At 66.8% G+C, this 20,165-nt stretch carries 22 protein-coding genes; 14 read left to right on the plus strand and 8 right to left on the minus strand.

The genetic code is table 11. The features are described 5' to 3' along the window. Positions 1 to 3: 3 nt before the first annotated feature. The 4 genes from C7H75_RS02710 to C7H75_RS02725 form a co-directional block, all read right to left on the minus strand. The gene (locus C7H75_RS02710) at positions 4 to 642 is read right to left on the minus strand and encodes a Dabb family protein (RefSeq protein ID WP_084961604.1); all 639 of its coding nucleotides are present in this window, start codon (positions 640 to 642) and stop codon (positions 4 to 6) included. Then, entirely contained in the window at positions 635 to 979 is a 345-nt protein-coding gene (locus C7H75_RS02715; protein ID WP_022593851.1) for a hypothetical protein, read from the minus strand. The genes C7H75_RS02710 and C7H75_RS02715 overlap by 8 nt, the downstream gene beginning before the upstream one ends. A gap of 75 nt (positions 980 to 1,054) precedes the next feature. Then, complete coding sequence (locus C7H75_RS02720) at positions 1,055 to 1,735, minus strand: GntR family transcriptional regulator (RefSeq protein WP_022593853.1); 681 nt, start codon at positions 1,733 to 1,735, stop codon at positions 1,055 to 1,057. A 1-nt stretch (position 1,736) separates the two neighbouring features. Continuing rightward, entirely contained in the window at positions 1,737 to 3,191 is a 1,455-nt protein-coding gene (locus C7H75_RS02725) for an MFS transporter (RefSeq protein ID WP_139812420.1), read from the minus strand. Between the two features lie 368 nt (positions 3,192 to 3,559). Here C7H75_RS02725 and C7H75_RS02730 point away from each other — a divergent pair, with 368 nt between their 5' ends. The 10 genes from C7H75_RS02730 (at position 3,560) to C7H75_RS02770 (ending at position 12,323) form a co-directional block, all read left to right on the plus strand. Further along, positions 3,560 to 3,952 (plus strand): VOC family protein, encoded by a 393-nt coding sequence (locus tag C7H75_RS02730; protein WP_022593857.1) that lies wholly within the window; start codon positions 3,560 to 3,562, stop codon positions 3,950 to 3,952. Between the two features lie 46 nt (positions 3,953 to 3,998). Continuing rightward, positions 3,999 to 5,549: an ABC transporter substrate-binding protein gene (locus tag C7H75_RS02735; protein ID WP_005515846.1), complete on the plus strand. Its 1,551-nt coding sequence runs from the start codon at positions 3,999 to 4,001 to the stop codon at positions 5,547 to 5,549. Positions 5,550 to 5,617: 68 nt separating this feature from the next. Beyond that, the gene (locus C7H75_RS02740; RefSeq protein ID WP_233281850.1) at positions 5,618 to 6,544 is read left to right on the plus strand and encodes an ABC transporter permease; all 927 of its coding nucleotides are present in this window, start codon (positions 5,618 to 5,620) and stop codon (positions 6,542 to 6,544) included. Then, positions 6,541 to 7,464, plus strand: a complete 924-nt coding sequence (locus C7H75_RS02745; protein ID WP_005515844.1) for an ABC transporter permease — start codon at positions 6,541 to 6,543, stop codon at positions 7,462 to 7,464. Before C7H75_RS02740 ends, C7H75_RS02745 begins: the two co-directional genes overlap by 4 nt. Beyond that, on the plus strand, positions 7,461 to 8,579 hold the full coding sequence (locus tag C7H75_RS02750) for an ABC transporter ATP-binding protein (protein WP_022593861.1): 1,119 nt from the start codon (positions 7,461 to 7,463) through the stop codon (positions 8,577 to 8,579). Before C7H75_RS02745 ends, C7H75_RS02750 begins: the two co-directional genes overlap by 4 nt. A gap of 1 nt (position 8,580) precedes the next feature. After that, on the plus strand, positions 8,581 to 9,576 hold the full coding sequence (locus C7H75_RS02755) for an ABC transporter ATP-binding protein (RefSeq protein WP_022593863.1): 996 nt from the start codon (positions 8,581 to 8,583) through the stop codon (positions 9,574 to 9,576). A 136-nt stretch (positions 9,577 to 9,712) separates the two neighbouring features. Continuing rightward, entirely contained in the window at positions 9,713 to 9,847 is a 135-nt protein-coding gene (locus C7H75_RS26280; protein ID WP_255221281.1) for a hypothetical protein, read from the plus strand. An 80-nt stretch (positions 9,848 to 9,927) separates the two neighbouring features. Then, the gene (locus tag C7H75_RS02760) at positions 9,928 to 10,623 is read left to right on the plus strand and encodes an IclR family transcriptional regulator (protein ID WP_231815081.1); all 696 of its coding nucleotides are present in this window, start codon (positions 9,928 to 9,930) and stop codon (positions 10,621 to 10,623) included. Between the two features lie 64 nt (positions 10,624 to 10,687). Continuing rightward, complete coding sequence (locus C7H75_RS02765; RefSeq protein WP_231815083.1) at positions 10,688 to 11,506, plus strand: IclR family transcriptional regulator; 819 nt, start codon at positions 10,688 to 10,690, stop codon at positions 11,504 to 11,506. 196 nt (positions 11,507 to 11,702) lie between these two features. Further along, positions 11,703 to 12,323, plus strand: a complete 621-nt coding sequence (locus C7H75_RS02770) for a TetR/AcrR family transcriptional regulator (protein WP_005515837.1) — start codon at positions 11,703 to 11,705, stop codon at positions 12,321 to 12,323. Positions 12,324 to 12,406: 83 nt separating this feature from the next. Here C7H75_RS02770 and bphC read toward each other — a convergent pair whose 3' ends face one another. The 4 genes from bphC to C7H75_RS02790 all read right to left on the minus strand — a co-directional run bounded on the left by bphC (position 12,407) and on the right by C7H75_RS02790 (position 16,589). Beyond that, a complete protein-coding gene (gene bphC / locus C7H75_RS02775; RefSeq protein WP_005515836.1) occupies positions 12,407 to 13,342 on the minus strand; it encodes a biphenyl-2,3-diol 1,2-dioxygenase in 936 nt (311 codons plus the stop codon). Between the two features lie 32 nt (positions 13,343 to 13,374). Beyond that, entirely contained in the window at positions 13,375 to 14,556 is a 1,182-nt protein-coding gene (locus C7H75_RS02780; protein ID WP_022593869.1) for an acyl-CoA dehydrogenase family protein, read from the minus strand. 28 nt (positions 14,557 to 14,584) lie between these two features. Next, the gene (locus C7H75_RS02785; RefSeq protein WP_005515833.1) at positions 14,585 to 15,748 is read right to left on the minus strand and encodes a 3-ketosteroid-9-alpha-monooxygenase, oxygenase component; all 1,164 of its coding nucleotides are present in this window, start codon (positions 15,746 to 15,748) and stop codon (positions 14,585 to 14,587) included. 88 nt (positions 15,749 to 15,836) lie between these two features. Further along, on the minus strand, positions 15,837 to 16,589 hold the full coding sequence (locus C7H75_RS02790; protein ID WP_022593870.1) for an IclR family transcriptional regulator: 753 nt from the start codon (positions 16,587 to 16,589) through the stop codon (positions 15,837 to 15,839). Positions 16,590 to 16,893: 304 nt separating this feature from the next. Here C7H75_RS02790 and C7H75_RS02795 point away from each other — a divergent pair, with 304 nt between their 5' ends. The 4 genes from C7H75_RS02795 (at position 16,894) to C7H75_RS02810 (ending at position 20,161) form a co-directional block, all read left to right on the plus strand. Continuing rightward, a complete protein-coding gene (locus C7H75_RS02795; RefSeq protein WP_005515831.1) occupies positions 16,894 to 17,781 on the plus strand; it encodes an SDR family NAD(P)-dependent oxidoreductase in 888 nt (295 codons plus the stop codon). A 20-nt stretch (positions 17,782 to 17,801) separates the two neighbouring features. Further along, entirely contained in the window at positions 17,802 to 18,311 is a 510-nt protein-coding gene (locus C7H75_RS02800; protein WP_022593871.1) for a nuclear transport factor 2 family protein, read from the plus strand. Further along, entirely contained in the window at positions 18,295 to 19,224 is a 930-nt protein-coding gene (locus C7H75_RS02805; RefSeq protein ID WP_022593872.1) for an alpha/beta hydrolase, read from the plus strand. The genes C7H75_RS02800 and C7H75_RS02805 overlap by 17 nt, the downstream gene beginning before the upstream one ends. Positions 19,225 to 19,288: 64 nt before the next feature. Continuing rightward, positions 19,289 to 20,161 (plus strand): SDR family NAD(P)-dependent oxidoreductase, encoded by an 873-nt coding sequence (locus C7H75_RS02810; protein ID WP_022593874.1) that lies wholly within the window; start codon positions 19,289 to 19,291, stop codon positions 20,159 to 20,161. Positions 20,162 to 20,165: the final 4 nt, after the last annotated feature.

Here is a 20,165-nt window from a genome sequence, read left to right on the forward strand (position 1 = left end):
CGGTCACTGGCCGATCACCACCCGGTCGACGGCACAGAAGGTGTGGCACACCCGGTCGCGAACCACTACCTCGGGACACTCGGGGTCGAACCAACGATCGACGACGGCCCAGTGGACCGGGTGGTCGAGGTACTGGCCCGTCACGTCACCGACCTCGCGAAACTCCTGCTCCCACACGTGCGTCCATGAAACTGGACCCGTGGATGTCTCGACGGGGGACAGCCTCCACGCCCGCATCGACGAGATGTGCCGAGGCATGGAGAGGATGTCGCTCTCGAATTGTTCCAGGGATTCCTGGGTCGCTGACGGGTCGACGCGAACCAGCAGTGCGCGGTAGAGGGTGCCCGGGTCGGCGCCGGGCGCACGACCCGTGGTGCCGCAGTGGTACTCGACGCCGTACACCTTCTCGACGGAGGGCGACGCGAGGATTTCGTCCACACTCGTGCGGACGCGCAACCATTCGTCGCGGTCGGCGAACTGCAGATGAGCGATGAGGTCTCCGCCGTTGATCGCTCCCGGAAGGGTACGCCCCACGACGGTGACGGCCGTGCCGATCGCGTCGACGGTTGTGCGCAGACGGGTCTCGAAGTCGTCCGGGTTCGCGCCCGCGACCAGATGGACGATTCGCGTGAGGTTAAACATTGCAGAGCTCCTCGACGTCGGCGGCCTCGCCGGCCATCGAGCGCGAGCGTTCGACGATCAATTCGTCCACGCTGTCCCACCACTGTGCGAGCGTGACGTCGGGCCGACCGAGTCTGGTCATGTTCCACCAGGCTGCGACGTCCTCGAGCGACCATACGATCGTGACGACGTTGGACGTCTCACCCTGCCAGATCGGCGGACTGACGAGGATGTGCTCGAGCGTCATGCCCCGGGACCGCCCGCCGGGTACGTAGGCGGTCGTGTATCTGTCGACGAACTCGCGACCACGGCCCGGCGCCGTGACGACGCGGTCGACAACGAGTGCTTTTCCTGACATGTAACGAGAAGCTAGTGTCGGCGGACTCGTTTGAGAAGTCGATATTTCCGTTGCACGGGAACAGAATTCGGCTGGCTATCGGTCGTCCGGTGCAGGCCCCCGGAGGCCGAGGACGAGATTCGCGGTCTGCTGTCCGCCCTCGCGATGGTGCTCCATCAACTCGACGAGCCGTTCGTTGTCGTGGGCGCGGAGGGCGTCGAGCATCTCGTCGTGTTCCCGGACCACTCGTGCTCGTCCTTCGGCTTCGTACAGATACACCGCGTGGTACGGCATCGCGAGCGTCCACAGGCGACGCAACTCCTGCACGACGAGGTCGAGTCCGGACTGCTCGAAGATCGCGAAATGGAAGTCCTGGTTGCACAGCCGCATCCCGAGGAAGTCCCGCACCTCGGCCGCTGCCTTGACCTTCTCGCCCAATTCCTCGATGCGGTCGACGGCTTCGGCGTCGATCGTGGGCAGAGCGCGGAGCGTCTCACGCTCGAGTACCGATCGCATGAGGTAGATCTGTTCGAGTTCGGACTGGTCGAGGCGCGCGACGGAGTATCCGACGTTGGGCACGTGCTGGACCAGGCCGTCGGACGTGAGTTGGCGCAGGCTTTCCCTGATGGGGAGACGGCTCACACCGAGGCGTTCCGCCATCGTCTCCTGCCGGATCTGCTGCCCGGGCAGCAACTCGCCCGAGAAGATCATGCGCTTGAGCTCGTCGAGCACCTGTGCGGTCGCGCGCCCGGACGAAGTCGCTGCGGGAGTCTTCACATCACTTCGCTTCCGGATCCGACGTCGTGGCGGCCAGTGCCACCAGGCAGGCCGCGGCCAGTGTAGCGGCTCCGGATATCCAGAACATCGCGGCGAACGCGTCGAAAGTCGGGAGAACTCCGTCGACGGTGCGCACCGCCCACGCGGTGGCGACAGCCGCCATGGTGGCACTGGCGGTGGACGTCCCGATCGAGCGCAGCAGGGAACTGAGCCCGTTCGCCGAAGCGGTTTCCGACGGCGGTACGGATCGCATGATGAGAATCGGTATCGCGGCCTGAGCCAGCGAGAGCCCGATCCCGACGGCCGCGGCGCCCACCAGCACCTGCCACAGTTCGGTGCTGAGGTAGACCCGCGCGACGAAGACGATCGCCATCTCCACGGTCGCGATCAGCAGTGTCGTCCACGCGCCGTACCGGGTGATCGCCCGGGCCGCGACCGGAGCCATCGCGACCCCGACGAGCGTGGGCGGAATCATCCACAACCCGGCTTCGAGGATGCCGAGGCCGAAGCCGAAGCCGGCCGCGCGGGGCGTCTGCAGCAGCTGGATGGACACGAGGACGTTGCTGAACAGCGCGAATCCGACGAGCGCGGACGACACGTTGACCAGCAGGACCCTGGGCCGTGCGGCAACCCTCAAGTCGACCAGTGGCGAACGCGACCGTAGTTGGAGCGGCACCCACAGCGCGATGAGGAGGCCCCCGGTGCCGACCAGCGCCGTCGTCGCCGGCCACCCCCACTGCGCGCCCTTGGACAGCGCCAGCAGCAGCGATGTCAACGCGCCCGCCAAAAGGAGCGCTCCCGCACAGTCGAAGCGCGCCCGCGAGCGGAGTGAGGTCTCCGGCACGATGCGTGCCACCGCAGCGGTCAGCAACACGCCGCATCCGGCCGTCACCCAGAAGATCCCGCGCCAATCCAGGTAGTTGACGAGTACACCCGCCAGGGGGAGGCCGGCCGCCGAGCCGATCGCCAGCGAGGCGCCCATCGCGGACACGCCCCCGGGGACGCGTTCCGCTGGTAGCACGTCTCGCATCGTCGCGATCGCCACGGGAACCAGGGCCAGCCCGCAGCCCTGCAGGATGCGGGCGATGACGAGGGCCGGGAGGGCGGTGAAGAGGCCGCCCATCGCCGAGCCCACGACGACGACCACCAGCGTGAGCATGATCATCCGCTTCTTGCCGAACATGTCGGCGAGACGGCCGATCAGCGGGGTCACCACCGCTCCGGTCACGAGTGTGGCGGTGACCAGCCATGAAGCGCTGCCGGCGGACACCCCCAACAGCCCGGGAAGTGCCGGCAGCACCGGCAGGATCATCGTCTGCTGGAGGGTCATCACGGTGCCGCAGATCGCGAGGATCGCTATCACCCGATTCGAGAAGCCGGTGCGGCTCGGTGGGACGGGAGGACGTTCGGCGACCGGCGAGAGCAGCTGGCGTGTCGGGGTTTCGTGCTCAGGCACGCGAAGCGCTGGTTCCGCGACGCAAGGTCCGGGAGCCGCCGACCGTGACTTCCCCGAACGGTGGGGCCTGCGTGTACGACGGGCCACGGCCGCCGGTGGACAAGACAATCCCGTGTCGCATGGTCAGATGCTGGTGCGGGGACCGGTGCAGGCCAAGCGATTGTCTCACTCGATGGACACTTCCGTCCGCGAAGCTCCTGCTAGCCCTACGGATGGTAGCCGCTGTCCACCCAGCGGGAAATGCCTGTTGTCGCGCCGAGTTCGAAAGTGCGCTAATCCGGTGCCGGGGTGATCCGGACCACACCCTCCCTCGGCGCAGCCTTCCCGGCTCGATTGCCGATGTGCCAGTTCGAACTTCGAGGATTCAGATGACCAACGCCACCCGGTTCGCCTTCACGAAGGTGTTCGTGACCGATCTGGACGCGCAGGCGTCCTTCTACAAGTCCGTGTTCGAACTGAGCGAGAAGGCCCGGATAGTGGGGAGGGTCGGCGCGGACGCCGTCGAGGAGGTCCTGCTCACCACGGGGTGCGGTGACGATTCGACGCTCGGCCTGTGGTGCTACCGCGACCGACCCGCACCTGCTCCGGGCGAGGCGACCCTCGGATTCGACGTCCGCGATGCGCACGAAACGATTCGACGGGTCGAGCACGCCGGTGGTGCCGTCGTCGAATCCGTCAAGGGCATACCGGAACACGGCGTCCTCGTCGGCTTCGTGGCCGACCCCGAGGGTCACCTGATCGAGGTCGTCCAGACCCTCTGACCGCACCCCTCCCATTCGGAAGCTTCACCCAATCGAGGAGTCTTCATTGACAGCCCGAATCCGCACGACCGCAACCGTTGTCACCGGCGCCGCCTTCGCACTGCTGATCGCCGGTTGCTCAGGCGCGTCGACCGCGACCACGAGCGGTCCCGCCGGGGAACCGCAGCGAGGCGGCACCCTCGTCCAGGCCTACAACACGGATGCGCAGTCCGTGGATCCCGCGACGTGCGCGATCGGAATCGGTGTCGCCCCGTGCCAGGCGGTCTACGGCGCGCTTCTCTACTACGATTTCGAGACCGGTGAGATCACGCCCGGCATGGCCGAGTCCTTCACGTCGGACGACGGCAAGGTGTGGACCCTGAAACTGCGTCCGGGCCTGACGTTCACGGACGGAACGCCGTTCGACGCCGCTGCCGTCGCCTTCAACTGGGACCGCATCCTCGACCCTGCGCTGCTGTCGCCGAGTAGGGCTGCGGCCCAGACGATCACGTGGAACGTCGTCGACGAGACCACGCTGACGGTCACGTCGAACGAAGTCAACCACCAACTGCCGTTCCAGCTCACCGAGTCCCTCGCGTTCGTGGCCTCACCCACCGCGATAGCGCAGAAGGGCGCGGATTTCGCCAACGCGCCCGTCGGCGCGGGACCGTTCCAGCTCACTTCGTGGGCTCGTGGCACGCAGATCGAGTTCGACCGCAACCCCGGCTACTGGGACGCCCCGCGACCGTACGCGGACAAGCTCGTGATGAAGACGATCGCCGCCGACGACCAGCGCTTCAATGCTCTGCAGGCCGGCGAGATCAATGTGATGACGGTCGTCGGGGACAAGTATGTCGAGCGGGCGCGCGGGGCCGGGATGAATATCGTCCAGTCCCAGCAGCTCGGCGGAAACGGCGTGCGCCTGAACTTCCGTGGACCGCTCGCGGACGCCGGATTGCGCACGGCGGTCGGCAAGCTGATCGACAACGACCAGATCATGGCGGCCGCCTTCCCGGACGATCCGGGAGCTACGCACTTCATGCCCGACGACAGCCCGCTCTACGACGAGCAGGCGGTATGGCCGGACAAGGATGTCGACGGAGCCCGAAAGCTCGTCGACGAGTACCGGGCCGCCCACGGCGGCGCCGACATCACGCTCACCTATGTGACTACCGCCGGCAGCCCCGTTCTCAACCGTGTCGCCGAACTCCTGCAGTCGCAGATCCAGCAGGTGGACGGACTGAAGCTGGACATCAAGTCGCTCGACGGCGCCGGTTTCGCGTCGGCAATGACGTCGGGGAACTACGACCTCATCATCAGCTCCCTCGGCGGGGCTCACCCCGAGAACCTCTACAAGGTCTTCCGCACCGGAGCCGCGGGCAACAACTCCGGGTACTCCAACCCGGTCGTGGACCAAGCGTTCGAGATCACCCACAGCTCGAGCGATCCTGCGGTCGTGAACGAGGCCTACAAGACGGCCATTCGGCAGATCGTCGCCGATTCGGCGTACCGATTCTGGCGTCCCAGTGAGTCCACCCTCCTGTCGGCGGCCTCGGTGCAGGATGTTCAACCGGCCTACCAGTACTGGTTCCGCCCCGAACTCGCCTGGATCCGGTAGCCGTGGCAGCGACGACGTCGTCGATTCGTCGATCGAACGCCGCCAGGGTGAGGACGAGAAGGGTTTCGGTGGCTGCTGCCAAGCTGATCGCGGTGCTGACGCTCGTCAGTGTCGTCACGTTCCTCCTTCTCGAGATGATTCCCGGTGACCCCCTTGCGGTGATGCTCCCGGAAGGGGCGTCGCCGGAGATGCGGGCGGCGGCCGCGGAACGCTTCGGCCTCGACGGTCAATTGGTGCAGCGTTATCTCGAATGGGTCGGCAACGCCCTGCAAGGGGATCTGGGCAGGTCGATGCAGACACAGGTCCCGGTGACCGATGCGATAGTCGAAAGGCTCCCGGTCACTCTGGAACTCGCGGGACTGTCGATTCTCGTCGCGTTGCTGATCGCCCTCCCGTTGGGCGTGTACTCGGGCTACCGCCCGGGCGGAATCGCCGACCGCATCGTCACACTCGTGTGTTCGGTGACGCTGTCCATTCCGAGCTTCCTACTCGGCGTTCTGCTGGTGTTCGTGTTCGCCGTGACGTTGCACGCGTTGCCTGTGACCGGATGGACTCCGTTGTCGGCCGGCCTGGTTCCGCACCTGCGGAGTCTGGTTCTTCCGGTCGCGACGCTGGCGGCGATCGAGGCCGTGGCCTTCATCCGGCTTCTGCGTAACGACATGGCGGCGACCCTGCAGCAGGACTTCGTCCTCTCTGCCCGGGCCCGGGGTATCTCGACGCCTCGGATCCTCGTCGTCCACGCCCTCCGACCGTCGGCCTTCTCGCTCGTGACGGTGCTGGGTGTGTCGTTGGGCAGACTCATCGGAGGCACCGTCATCGTCGAAACCCTCTTCTCTCTACCAGGATTGGGATCGCTCGTGGTCACCGCCATCAACGGCCGCGACTACCTCCTGGTGCAGGGAATCGTGCTGGTCGTCGCGGTCGCGTACGTGCTGCTCAATTCCCTGGTCGACCTGGCCTATCCGTTGCTGGACCCGAGAGTGAGATCAGCATGAGTACGACGACCGACGTGTCGCTTCGCGGTCCGGACGCCGGGAAGGGCGATCCACCTTCTGCCCCGGCCGGATCGTCGATCCGTGCGACGAAATCTCGCCGTCGTCGCCGCGGGCGCAACGTCGTAGCGGCCCTCGGGGCGGCGTGGCTCGTCCTGATCGCCGGCGCCGCCGTCCTCGCGCCGGTGTTGCCATTGCCGGCGCCGGACCACGTGGGCGACCAGTATTCCCTGGCGCCCTTCCGGACGATGACCCATCTGCTCGGCACCGACCAGCTGGGCCGGGACCAGCTCAGCCGGGTCGTGTTCGGTGCTCAGGTATCGCTCGCCGTCGCGGTCGGGGCGACCCTTCTCGCCCTCACGGTCGGTACGGCCGTCGGACTCGCCGCCGGATACTTCCGCGGCGTGACGGATGTGGTCTTCGACATCACGACCAACACGACGTTGGCCTTCCCTCCGTTGATCCTGTTGGTCGCGCTCGTCGCCGTGATGCAGCCGAGCGTGACGACGTTGACCCTCGGTCTGGGAATCGTCGGGGCCCCGACGTTCGCACGCATCGCGCGCGCGAACGCCATCTCGTTCTCCGGTCGTGAGTTCGTCACGGCGTCGAAATCGTTGGGCTCGAGTACGTTCAGGATTCTCCGTCGGGAAATCCTGCCGAACATCCTCTTGCCGGTCTTCTCCTTCGCGACCGTCGTGGCCGCGTCACTCGTCGTCGCGGAAGGATCGTTGAGTTTCCTCGGACTCGGTATTCCGCCACCCACGCCGAGCTGGGGCGGAATGATCGCGGCGGGTCGGGAGAGCCTGTACGACCACCCGCACCTCGTCCTGGTGCCCGGGTTGTTCTTCTTCTTGACGGTGCTGTCGCTCAATCTCATCGGAGACTGGGCGCGAGATCGAGTCGGACGGGAGTCCTCGCTGTGAATACCGCTGTCCGCCCAGAACAATCGCTGACCGCCGACGTCACGACAGATCCTCCGGCACTGTCCGTCGCCGACCTGCGGGTGTGGTTCGACACGCCTCGTGGACCGGTCCGGGCAGTCGACGGGGTGACCCTGGACGTGAAGCCGGGACGCACGCTGGGAATCGTCGGCGAATCCGGCTCGGGCAAGTCCGTTCTGTCCAGAGCAGTGATGAACATCCTGCCGCCGAACGCCATGGTGCGGCCCGGATCGCGTGTCGAGGTGGAGGGTCGCGACGTCGCGACGCTCACCCGAGGCGAAGCGAAGTCGCTGTGGGGTTCGCGCATCGCCATGGTGTTCCAGGATCCGATGACGTCACTGACCCCGGTCCTGACCATCGGACACCAGCTCACCGAGACACTGCGGCGGCACCTGCCGTTGACGAGGGCCCAGGCGTCGGCCAGGGCCGAGGAACTGCTCGGGTGGGTGGGTATTCCCGAACCGCGGAAGCGTCTGGGCCAGTATCCGCACAGTCTCTCCGGGGGCATGCGCCAGCGGGTCGTCATCGCCCTGGCTCTCGCCTGTTCGCCGCGGCTGTTGATCGCCGACGAGCCCACGACAGCGCTGGACGTGACGGTGCAGCACCAGATCCTGAATCTGCTGGCGCGCCTGCAGGAAGAGTCGGGGATGGCGCTGATCCTGATCACCCACGACCTCGGTGTCGTGGCGGGACGAACGGACGAGATCGCGGTGATGTATGCCGGCAGGGTCGTCGAGCAGGCGCCCACCAAGGCTCTGTTCGGGGCTACCCGGCACCCCTACACGCGGGCGCTGTTGCGGTCGATCCCACGGATCTCCGATCCGAGCCATACTCGCTTGGCGGCTGTTCCGGGCCGTCCGCCCACCGTGATCGATCCACCGCCCGGCTGCTCGTTCGCGCCGCGATGTCCACACGCGCAGTCGCGATGCCTCGAGCAGACGCCGGTGCTGACCGACGATCCCACCGCGGGCGACCGGCACCGGATCGCGTGCTTCTACCCCGTGGGCACCGTCGAAGGCGAGTCCGCATCAGCTGCCAACGTCGCCGTCGGCGTCACCGCCGCCGGTCTTCCCGTCGACGCGAGGAGCGTGATCTGAGATGGCCGGAACAGGAACGGCGCATCTACGCGACGACGAGGTCGTGCTCAGCGCGCGCGATCTCGTCGTCGAGTACGACACCGCAGGCGCGGGCAAGGTGCACGCGGTGTCGAACGTCAGTCTCGACATCCGGCGCGGGGAGACGCTCGGCCTGGTCGGCGAATCCGGCTGCGGGAAGTCGACACTCGCGAAGGCCATCATGCAGCTACCCCGGCCGACATCCGGGGTCGTGATGTTCGAAGGTCGTGACCTCACGACACTCGCACCTCGCGAGTTGCGTTCGGTGCGCCGCCCGGTGCAGATGATCTTCCAGGATCCGATCTCGTCGCTGAACCCGCTGCGCAAGGTCCGGGACATCGTCGGGGAGGGTCTCGACGTCGTCGGAGGGCGTAGCCGTCGAGAGCGGGATGCGCTTGTCGACGACATGCTCGAAGTGGTCGGGCTCGACCCGGAGACGGCCGGCGACCGTCGGCCTCACGAGTTCTCCGGGGGACAGTGCCAACGGATCTCGATCGCTCGCGCGATGGTCGTGGAGCCGGACCTCATGATCTGCGACGAGCCCGTCTCGGCGCTCGACGTCTCGGTCCAGGCTCAGATCCTGAACCTGCTCGAAGACATGAAGGAACGGTACGGACTGACGCTGCTCTTCATCGCGCACGATCTGGCGGTCGTCAAGAACATCAGCGATCGGGTGGTCGTGATGTACCTCGGCAAGATCTGCGAGGTCGCGGATCCGAACGAGATGTATGTCGCGCCGTTGCACCCGTACACCGAGGCACTGCTCTCGGCCGTCCCCGAGCCGGATCCCGAGGTCGCGCCGTCGGAGTCGAGCCTGTCCGGGGACCTGCCCTCGCCCCTCGATCCTCCGTCGGGCTGCCACTTCCGGACCCGGTGCCCGCGCGCCGCCGCGCTGTGCGCGGAGAGTGAGCCCCGGATCCGGGAGGTGCGACCGGGGCATTTCGTGGCCTGCCACTTCCCGTCGACGACATCTACGTGACGAGCGTCCGCACAGTGGGAAAACGCTCTTCATCAACGGCCGGGTCAGCGGCGATCCTTCGCAAGAGCGGCGAATCGACCTCCGGTGGTGACAGATCGAGCGGCCGCACCGGTCCGAACGCCCGAAAGGAACGCGCATGACGGCATCCGCCTGCCACCCCACGACACCTCGTGTGCCGCCGCAGTCCGTCGGCGTCCTGGGCCGGGCCTGGGCCGTCACTCCAGCGGATCACCCGGGAGGGGCTGCCCCCGAGTCGTTCGGGGCGGTGTGAGGGAGACGCCCGGGGGAGCGAGTTCGGGTCCGGACGACGGGGACGGCGTTCCCGGCGCCGTTCTGGACCGGGCCGTGCTCGTGCTCGGAGCATTCGACAGGGGCGGGCAGTTGACTCTGACGGACGTCGTGAGGCGCACGGGACTCCCACGCTCGTCAGCCCATCGGATGATCGTGCGTCTCGTCCGGATGCGGTGGCTCCGCCGTGACGGCCGACGGTATTCGCTGGGACTCGGGTTGATCGAGCTCGGTTCGCTGGCTCTGCACCAGGACAGGCTCCGTGCCGCTGCGCTTCCCTTCCTGCACGAGCTGCACCGGTCGACGCGACTGGTGGTTCATCTCGCGGTTCTCGCAGGTCGCGACGTCGTTTGCCTGGAGAAGCTCGGGCGCTGCCCGGCAGAACCGGTGCCGACCCGTGTCGGAGGGCGATGTCCGGCCCGCGACAACGCGATCGGGCGCGCCCTTCTGGCGAACACGCTCGGTGGGGAGCGCGAGTACGAAGGGATCCGCCGCGCCGGCGCGGCCTACGAATGGGACGACCGGAGGGGATACGGCGCCATCGCCGTCCCGGTGGGGCCTCCCGGTGCGTTCGCCGCGGTCGGGATCTCCGGTCCTCGCGCGCACGTGCACTTCGACTCTCGACATGTCGCACCTCTTCGGGCTGCCGCGAACAGCATCTGGCGTTCGACCGATCCGGTGTGGAGATCGCGGGATCGGACCAGGTACGGCGCGAGCGAGGCGGCAGTTCGAGGCGTCCCCGCCACCCGGTTGTTGTGATGCGCGTCACCGTGTGGCAGGATCTGCCAAACAGACAGGAACTGCCTTGGAGGTCGTGTTGACTGTGATCAGCCGCGATGATTCCCCCCACGCCGTCGTCGACCGAGTGATCTCGGTCCTGAGTGCGTTCTCCGGATCCGAGGCGCTGACCTCGTCGCGGATCGCGCATCGGACGGGCCTGCCTCGGTCGTCCGTGCATCGGCTGCTGCAACGGCTGGTGGAGTTGGGCGTGATCAGGCGGGACGGGTTCGACTACCGGGTGGGGCTCAAGCTCTTCGAGCTCGGCAGTGTCGCTCTCGCCCAACACGAGGTCCATCAGATCGCGATGCCCTACATGTCGAGGCTCAGCCGCGCGACCGGGATGAGCGTCTATCTGGCCACTCTGTCGGGTCCCGACGTGGTGTTCATCGACGAGGTGTGGACTGACTGGGCCGCCCCGTTGCGTCGGGGAATCGCGCATCCCGCCCACCAGACCGCGTCGGGGAAGATGCTCCTGGCATGTCTTCCGGCGGAGGCACGGCCGGGCATCGATTTCACCGGGGTGACCCCGAAAACCCGGTACAGCATCACCTCTCAACAGGGTCTCGATCGCGAACTCCGGCGGATTCGGGAAACCGGTATCGCCACGACCCGCGAGGAGTACTACCTCGGATCGATGTCGATGGCGGTACAGGTCGGCCCTGCCGATCACGCCACCACCGCGTTGTCGCTGTGGGGGCCCGTCGAGCGGATGCGTCAAGCCGAACTCGTCGTACACCTGCGGCAGGCCTCCCGTGCCATCTGGACCGCGGCACAGCAGGGCCCCCGATGGGAACGCCGGAACTCGGTCTCTCGTCCCGTCGGCGAGTCCGGTGCCGCGCCGGGACAGCCCGTGGGCCGGTGAAGGGGAGCCGAGCCTGATGTCGGCGCGCTTCCTACTGCAGCAAGGAGTTCCGATGCTCACCAGCGGTTCCGCGGGTTCCTCGTTGCACCCTAGAATGGGCGACGTTCGTCGGCGGGCTTCGGCCGACATGTCGAACCGGGCATCCCGCCCGGGATCGCCGGCTCACGGTCCTCCGGCGGAAACGAGGGCGGAAGGAATGACAATGCAGGGTGGCCGGGCCGCGACACTCGTCGAACGTCGGCATGCCGACGTCCGCTTGGCCGTCGCGACGGCGGCACGGGATCTGTTCGTCGAGAATCACTCGACGTCCGTGACCGTGGAGGCGATCGCGCAGCGAGCAGGGGTTTCCGAACGCACCTTCTATCGCCACTTCCCCACCAAGGCGGACATCGTCATGCCGCTGCTGGAACGGTCTATGGACCGTCTCCTCGGTGCTCTCGCCGAGTCGGCAGGGGCGAGCACCGGCGTCGTGGACGCGCTGGTGGACGCTCTGACCGAGGAACTGGCGACCGATCTCGAAGATCGGCGAGAACTGCTCGAACTACTCATTCGGACGCCCGAGTACCGCCTGCGGTGGGAGAGTGTCGACGACTGTGTCGTCTCGGTACTCGCCGACTGGCTTCGCGAGAGGTCGGTTCATCCCGGCGACGACTTCACCCGCAGGACGACCGCCATCCTGATCCTGACGGCGTCGCGAGCGGCGTACACCGAGTGGATTCTCGCCCGGCCGGACACGGGGGTCGACGAGTTGCGCAGGCTCCACATCAGGGCGCTCGAGGCGATCGCCGGGGGATGGCGCAGTCACTGCGGCCACTGAGGTGGGGACGCGAAAGGAGGGGCCGCGTCCGGTTCGGACGGGGCCCCTCCTATCGGTGATGCGCGTCGGTGACGCGAACGTGCCTACAGCAGAGCCGCGGGTAGCTCGCCACCCGACAGATCGTGGCCCCAGTAGCTGTCGGCGGTGATCTCCTCGGACGTGTAGAACGTCTCGTCCACCAGGTGCCCGTCGGTGCCGAACTCGACGTCCCAGCCGCCGGGCGCACGGACGTAGAAGGACACCATCTTGTCGTTGGTGTGGCGGCCCAGCGTCGAGGACACCGGGAATCCGCCCTTCACCACGCGGTCGAGGGCCTGGCCGACGGCGTCGAGCGAGTCGACCTCGACCATGACGTGGATGAGACCGGGCGCCCCTTCCCTCGGCGCCGGGATCAACGCGAGGCTGTGGTGCCGCTGGTTGACCCCGAGGAATCGAACGCGGATCGGCCCGTACTCGGGTGGGGCAGGCAGGCGGAAGGCGCCGCGCGGCAGGAAGCCGAGGACCTCGGTGTAGAAGTCGAAGGTGCCCTGCAGATCGGTCACCGGTAGTACGACGTGGCCGAGACCTTGTGCGCCGGTGACGAACTTGGCGCCGAACGGGGTGACGACCGGACTGTGGTCGAGAACCGCGCCGTGGAAGATCTCGAGCGTGGCCCCGCCGGGATCCTGGAAGGTGATGACCTCCTCGACGCGGCGGGCGTCGGCCTCCTCGACTGAAAGGGGCTTGACCGCGATCCCGGCCGCCTCGACTGCGGTCCGCACTCGGGTGAGGGCGGCGTGGTCGCGGACCTCCCAGCCGACGGTGACGACGCGGTCGTCCGCTCCGGGTACGACCACGATGCGGGCGGCGCGCTCGTCCATGCGCAGGTAGAGGGCCTCGGGGTCCGGCCCGGAGCCCTCCGCGAAGCCGAGGACGTCGAACGCGAAGGTGCGCCAGCGCTCGATGTCGTCGGTCTGGACGGTCACGTAGCCCAGGGCGCGGATGTCGGTGCCGAAGCCCCCGACGATGGGGTTTGTCATGGATTGTCTCCGTTGATGTTTCGGAATCTCTGTCAGATCATCATTCGGAGCGGGCCCTGCGGGTCCACTCCGAGGTTCGCCAGCGAGGCTGCGTGGAAGGTGGTTCCGGGCACGTGAATGCCGTGATGCAGGCCCGCATGGGCGTCACGCCAGAAGCGCTGCATCGGCTTGTCCATGCGCAGCGCGTTTCCGCCGCAGCGGGCGTAGACCTGGTCCATCGCCGTGACGGCCTGCCAGGCCGCGTTGACCTGGGTAAGCCTCCCCTGCGCGCGCTGCTCGAACGTCGGGGTCCTGCCGGCTTCCACCAGATCCCACATGCGATCGACGTTGGCCAGCAGCGAGTCCCGGGCCGCACGCAGCTGGGCGGTGGCCTCACCGACCGCATACATCGTGTACGGGTCGTCCTTCATCGGGGCCCCGGTCGGGCTGATTCGTTCGCGCTGATACTCGTTGGCATGGTGAAGCAGGCCCTCGCAGATGCCGATCGTGGCCGACGTGATGCCGAGCGGGAACATGTTGGACCACGGCATCAGGTAGAGCGTCTCGGTGCGGCCGTACTTGCGCACCGCGGTGCCGTCCATGACCTCGGCGGCGTTCATGACGCGGTAATCCGGCACGAACGCGTCCTCGATGACCAGATCCTTCGAGCCGGTGCCGCGCAGACCCACGACGTCCCAGGAGTCCTCGATGATCTCGTAGTCGGTGCGCGGGATGATCACGTGCAGGCCGGTCGGGGGCATCACCATCCGGCCCTCGTCGTCGGCGAGCCAGGCGCCGAGAAAGGCCCAGTCGCAGTGATCGGTGCCGGAGGAGAACGACCAGCGGCCCGAGAGCCTGTACCCGCCGTCGACCGGCACGCACATGCCGCCGGGCATGTACGGCGACGCGAGCCACGTGTCCTGATCCTCGCCCCAGACCTCCTGCTGGACCTTGGGATCGGCGAAGGCCAGCTGCCACGGGTGCACGCCGACGATGCCGTGGACCCAGCCGGCCGACGGATTCAGCGACGCCGTGCGCATGACGGTCTCCGCGAATTCGCGCGGATGGACCTCGAGGCCTCCGTGCTCCTTCGGCTGGAGCATCCGGATCAACCCGGCTTCCTTCATCTTCTTCGCGGATTCGTCCGCGAGTCTGCCCAGCCGATCCGCTTCGACGCCTTCGGCGAACAGGTCGTCGGCCATGGCCTCGACCCGCGAAAGTACTTCGTACGTCATGTCTTCAGGTCTCTTCTCGAATGTCGTTCTACTCGGCGGCGCTGCCGGTACGCAGCGCGATGTTCTCGGCGACTTCCTTCTTCCAGCTCTCGACCGCCCGGGTGGTGTCGATCTCGAACTCGAAGCGCTTGGTCATGTCTTCCGTGATGTCTTCGACATCGACGTAGAACTGCTGGTACCAGCGGCGCAGCTGGTAGACCGGCCCGTCCTCCTCCGACAGCAGCGGGTTGTCGATGGGCGCCTTGTTCTTCCAGATCTCGACGTCCTGCTCGAATCCGATTTCGACGCCCTTGGCGAACTCCGCGGCCACGGCGGCGGTTTCCGCGTCGGACAGTCCGGGGATCTTCTCCACGATGACGCCGTACTGGAGGACGAACGAGTTGTCGGTCACGGGGTAGTGGCAGTTGATGAGGATCGTCCTCATCGTGTGTCCGGCGGAGTCGTTCTCGAGCCAGTCGATCATGTACGAAGGACCGAAATAGGATGCTTCCGAACGCCCTTCGGCGTCCGGGTTCCCGTCGTAGTTGGTGCCGAGCATGACGTCGCCGCGCGGCTGTGAGCGCATGTACTGCGTCGCGATGTGTCCTTCGAAGACGTTCTTGAAGTACTTCGGGAAGGCGTAGTGGACGTAGAAGAAGTGCGCCATGTCGACGACGTTGTCGACGATCTCCCGACAGTGTGAACCCTCGATGCGGATCGAGTTCCAGGTCCAGTCGGTCCACTCGTCGGTGCCGTACTCCGCGATCTCGGGGATCGTGACGTCGGCCGGCGGCGGGTTGCCCTGCGGGTCGTTCCAGACGTACAGCTGGCCGTTGCGCTCGAGCGTGGTCCACGCGCGGGTCTTGGCGACCGGGGGAACGCGCCGGGCGTAGGGAATGTCGGTGCACTTGCCCTTGCCGTTCCAGCGCCAGTCGTGGAACGGACAGGCGATGGTGTCGCCCTTGATCTCGCCCTGGCTCAGGTCGCCGCCCATGTGGCGGCAGTACGCGTCGAGGACGTTGAGCTCGCCCTTGCTGTCGGCGAACACGACCAGCTTGGTGCCGAACGCCTCGATCGAGTGCGGCTTGCCGTCCTTGAAGTCCCGGATGAGACCGAGGCAGTGCCAGCCGCGCGCGAAGCGGGTGGGCGCCGCGGCGGCCTCGATCATCCGGACCTCTTCGGTCTGCGGCACATCTGTCGCGTCTGTGGTCATCGTTCCTCCGTTTGCATGTATGCGCCGGTGACACGGCTGTTGATCCGCATGATCCGGCCGGCGGCCCTCCGGTGTGAAGGGCATGTGTTCAGTGGATGGACAGGTCGGCGTCGCCCGAATTCGCGCCCGGCCCGGGCGGCCGCGGGCCTCTGCGTCGCAGGCCCGGGCGGTGCAGGTCGCGGAGTATCGCTACGGCCGTTTCCCGGACTGCGGCGCGGGCCTGTGTGGCGAGGGGGGAGAGGCGGGACGGGGTACAGACGGACACTGCGGCCGTCGTGCCACCTCGGGGAGCGACCCGGGCGACGATGTGTGCCAGTTCGCCGTCACCGCCATCGATCTGCGATGTTGTCTTGACAGGGTGGTGGGCCCCGGCGTCGGCCCAGCCGAGCAGTGCCTCCCCCAGCACGCTTCCTGCGGCGGGCACCCGTAAACCCGTGCGTGTCGGCGACAGTCGGTCGAGGGTGTCTCCGACCTTGCGGAGGTAGACGACATCGGTGCCGTCGAGGACGGCGAGGTGGACCACCAGCCCGGTCCTCCGATGGAGGCGAAGCAGGTGCGGCTCGGCTGCCTGCGCGAGGGGGTCCTGATCGAGGGCCAGCGAGCCGAGTTCCACCAGACGGGTTCCCAGGCGGTGCGTATTACCCTCCCGCTCGAGCCATCCGATCGCTACGAGTTGTTCGAGGATCCGATAGGTCGAGGTGCGTGGAAGGCGGGTGGAGTCCATGATGTCGCAGCCGGTCAGGGGGCTGTTCGATCCGAATGCGTCGAGGACCGTCCCGATCCTGTCGAGCAACGTCGTTCGGGCGACAGTGGTCGAACGGGAGGTGTGCGGGTTCTTCATGCTGCTCCGATCCGCGCGACGTGAACGGTGGGCCTGCTCGGCGACAGGAGAAGGGCGCTGGAGACGAGGTCGCATCTCCTTGGCAGCTTCTGTCTAGGTGGCAGAGTCTGCCACACGCTGGTGTCGAACAAAAGCCCCCGTGGCGAGGGTGCCGGGGTGACCCGGAGGAATCTCGTCCGCTGAGTGGACAGCAGTACTGGGCGCCTCCCCGGGCCGCGGACGATGCTGTCGCTCAACAGATTGTGGAACTGCTCGGGCGTCGACTCGCGTCACGTGGAGAGCGATCTATTGGTGTGGAGGAAGCATGGCGCCGTCGTTGACAGGTAGGACTGCCCTGGTCACGGGCAGCAGCAGGGGAATCGGACGTGCGGTGGCTCAGCGCTTGGCGGCGGAGGGCGCGACCGTGGTGGTGACCGCGCGATCCCGGGGGGTGTCGGAGTCGGTCCGGGCAGGCCGCAAGGCGGCCGTCGCGGGCAGTCTCGACGAGACGGTGTCCCTCATCGAGGAGGCCGGCGGTCGGGCCGTCGCCATTCCCGCGGATCTCGAGGACGCACAGGCGCGGGATCAATTGGTGGACAAGGTTGTCGACAGTGTCGGCAGCATCGACATATTGGTGAACAACGCGGGATTCGCCGACTACTCGTTGGTCGAGGAGATGGAAACGGCGACGTTCGATCGCACGGTCGACCATTACCTTCGTGTGCCTTTCGCGCTGTCGCGTGCCGCCATCCCGCACATGCGAAAGCAGGGGGCGGGCTGGATCGTCAACATCGGATCCGTGACCGGGCTGGCCCCTATCCGCCCGTTCCGGGAGTACAACAAGATCTCGGGTGACGTGATCTACGGCTCGATGAAGGCGGCTGTCCACCGCTTCACCCAGGGGCTCGCAGCCGAGGTCCTCGACGCCGGCATCGCGGTCAACGCGGTGGGCCCGTCCACGGCGATCATGACGCCGGGTGCGGCGTCCCTGATCCCGGAGGGCTACGAGACGGAGCCCGTCGAATACCTGGCCCAGACGGTGTTGGCGATGTGCACGTTGCCTGCTGCGGAGCGAACCGGCCACGTCGCCTTCAGTCTCCACTACCCGTGGAGCCAGAACCTTCCCGTGATGACGCTCGACGGCCGAACCGAACTACCCCGCCGGGAACCGCCGGAGTGGGCCAACCCGAACATCCTGCCGGCAGGCCTTTGATCGACGACGAAAGAGGACACATGAGTCAGCTGGAGATTGCGCCCGAGGCCGTGGCGCAGACAGTGGCCAAGTGGTGGTTCCACTACGACGAGTGGACCCCCGACGTGCTTCGCGCCATGGCGACCGACGACTTCCACTTCGTGTGTCGAAGCGATACGGGCGCCACCGACTACGAGGACTTCATCCGCGCGGACCTGAACGGTGTGGACGCGGTCATGGCCTGGCAGGAGGCGCACCGCAGAGACAGTCCGTATCCTCTGCGGCACAACGGAACGAACGTCTTCGTCACCGGCTTCGACGGCACGGAGACCACCTTCTCCTCCTACATCTTCGTCACCAAGATTGTTGACGGCAAGCCCTTCAACTTGTCGAGCGGCATCGTCCGAGGAGCGATACGTGCGGGTGTCGACGGTGCGCCGCGACTCAGCGAGCTCGAGGTGGTACTCGATACGCGTGACTCCGTCCGCTATGCGGATCTGTCCGCAGGAGCTTCGGTGGGGGTGGGAGACGATCATGGCGCTCACGGCTGATGCTCAGCGCTTGATCGACGGCATCGCGGCCGACATGAAGTTGCCGATGCACACCTCCTCCGTGGGAGAACTGCGGGCTTCCTATGCGGCCCGGATGACCGCACCGACGACCGAGATCCATTCCGTGCGTGACGTGGTCGTTCCCTCAGCGGCCGGTGGGGTGCCGGTGCGCGTCTATCGACCGACGGACGAGGAGTCGCTGCCGGTCGTCATGTGGCTGCACAGCGGGGGATGTGTGTTCGGTGGTCTGGATCAGAACTCCGAATACCTGCGGAAGCTGAGCCTGGCGGCGGGCGTGGTCGTCGTTTCGGTCGACTACCGATTGGCACCCGAGCATCCGCACCCGGCCGCACTCGAGGACTGCCGGATCGTCTGGGACTGGCTGGTGTCCGGGCCTCCGGAGGTGCCCGCCGATGTGACACGTGCGGTGGTTGCGGGTGAGAGTGCCGGCGGCACACTCACCTTCGCCCTCACCCAACAGTTGCGTGACTCGGCGGGTTCGCTGCCCGTCGCGCAGGTGAGTTTCTACGGCGCAGCCGAGATGCGTGTGTCGAACCCGGAGCAACGGTGCCTGATCGCGTCCCCCGAAGACTGCGAATGGTTCTGGGACCTGTACGCGCCGGACCCGCAATCGCGACAGTTTCCGGACGTCAGTCCGGGTCTCGCCCGCGATCTCACGGGTCTGCCGCCCACCTTCGTCGTCACCGCGGAGGTCGATCCGACCAGAGACGCGACGGAGGCGTATGCGCAGCGACTCGCCGCCGCAGGTGTCGACGTGAACCTGATGCGCTACGAGGGTGTGATGCACGGCTTCGCGACCATGCTCGGGGCTCTTCCTCAGGCGCGCAACGTCTTCGACCGCACGGTGGCATTCCTTGCCCCGATCCTGGCGAGTCCGCGCGCCGGGACGTGACCGGTCGATTGCAAGCAAACCCCGGCCGGTACCGCCTGTCGGAGCACAAGAACTAGGAGGGGCAGTGTCCATAGCCCAGGTCAGATTCTCGACGGGCACAGCAGTCGTCACGGGTGGCGCCGCGGGGATCGGCGAGGGGTTCGTCCGACACCTTGCCGGTCTCGGCATGACGGTCGTCATCGCCGACATCGACGAGAGTCGCGCGGCAGCTGTCGCGGCGGACGTCGAGAGATCGGGAGGCGTCGCGGAACACTACCGACTCGACGTGACGGATCCGGCCGCCGTCGACGCGATGGCGGCGGACGTCTTCGCGCGGCACGGCACCGTCGAACTGCTCGTGAACAACGCGGGAGTGGAGAATGCCGGGCTCCTGTGGGAAGTCGGGGTCGAACGCTGGAAGCGCGTCATGGAGATCAATGTGGACGGTGTCTTCTACTGTCTGAGATCCTTCGTTCCACGCATGATCGCGGCCGACGCTCCGGCGTGCATAGCCAACCTGTCTTCGGTGGGCGGCCTGAAAAGCGTTGCGGTCCAAGCTCCGTACATCACCAGTAAGCACGCCGTGCTGGCGATGACCGAATGTCTCCATCAGGAATTGTCCCTCGTGGACGCGCCGATCCAGGTGTCGGCGGTGCTGCCGCACTCCATTCGGAGCCAGATCTTCCTGGCTGCTCAGGAGGCTTCTCCGTGCGAGAACGACACCGCCAACGCCGTCTTCGAGGCGATGCAGCGCGACAACGTCGAATCGGGGCTCGACCCGGTCGAAGCGGCCGCGCACATGACGGAGGCCATCGCGCGTGGAGATTTCTGGGTGTTCTCCGACGACGAGAAGTGTGCCGCGGTCGCGGCGCAGAGGGCCGGCCAGTTGGTCGGACTGACACCGCCACCGGATCCTCGGGAGATGCTCACACGGATGGGGATCGAGGTGAGTGCGTAGTGGC

This window comes from Rhodococcus (subgen. Prescottella) equi, from assembly GCF_003013675.1.
GTDB classification, from domain to species: Bacteria; Actinomycetota; Actinomycetes; order Mycobacteriales; family Mycobacteriaceae; genus Prescottella; species Prescottella equi.

Excerpts from the sequence above, each read along its gene's own strand:
- C7H75_RS02795 (WP_005515831.1), top strand. The coding sequence starts at position 16,894 with ATGGCGCCGTCGTTGACAGGTAGGACTGCCCTGGTCACGGGCAGCAGC.
- C7H75_RS02730 (WP_022593857.1), top strand. The coding sequence starts at position 3,560 with ATGACCAACGCCACCCGGTTCGCCTTCACGAAGGTGTTCGTGACCGAT.
- C7H75_RS02780 (WP_022593869.1), bottom strand. The coding sequence starts at position 14,556 with ATGACGTACGAAGTACTTTCGCGGGTCGAGGCCATGGCCGACGACCTG.
- C7H75_RS02785 (WP_005515833.1), bottom strand. The coding sequence starts at position 15,748 with ATGACCACAGACGCGACAGATGTGCCGCAGACCGAAGAGGTCCGGATG.
- C7H75_RS02805 (WP_022593872.1), top strand. The coding sequence starts at position 18,295 with ATGGCGCTCACGGCTGATGCTCAGCGCTTGATCGACGGCATCGCGGCC.
- C7H75_RS02800 (WP_022593871.1), top strand. The coding sequence starts at position 17,802 with ATGAGTCAGCTGGAGATTGCGCCCGAGGCCGTGGCGCAGACAGTGGCC.
- C7H75_RS02710 (WP_084961604.1), bottom strand. The coding sequence starts at position 642 with ATGTTTAACCTCACGCGAATCGTCCATCTGGTCGCGGGCGCGAACCCG.
- C7H75_RS02745 (WP_005515844.1), top strand. The coding sequence starts at position 6,541 with ATGAGTACGACGACCGACGTGTCGCTTCGCGGTCCGGACGCCGGGAAG.
- C7H75_RS02715 (WP_022593851.1), bottom strand. The coding sequence starts at position 979 with ATGTCAGGAAAAGCACTCGTTGTCGACCGCGTCGTCACGGCGCCGGGC.
- C7H75_RS26280 (WP_255221281.1), top strand. The coding sequence starts at position 9,713 with ATGACGGCATCCGCCTGCCACCCCACGACACCTCGTGTGCCGCCGCAG.
- bphC (WP_005515836.1), bottom strand. The coding sequence starts at position 13,342 with ATGACAAACCCCATCGTCGGGGGCTTCGGCACCGACATCCGCGCCCTG.
- C7H75_RS02755 (WP_022593863.1), top strand. The coding sequence starts at position 8,581 with ATGGCCGGAACAGGAACGGCGCATCTACGCGACGACGAGGTCGTGCTC.
- C7H75_RS02770 (WP_005515837.1), top strand. The coding sequence starts at position 11,703 with ATGACAATGCAGGGTGGCCGGGCCGCGACACTCGTCGAACGTCGGCAT.
- C7H75_RS02790 (WP_022593870.1), bottom strand. The coding sequence starts at position 16,589 with ATGAAGAACCCGCACACCTCCCGTTCGACCACTGTCGCCCGAACGACG.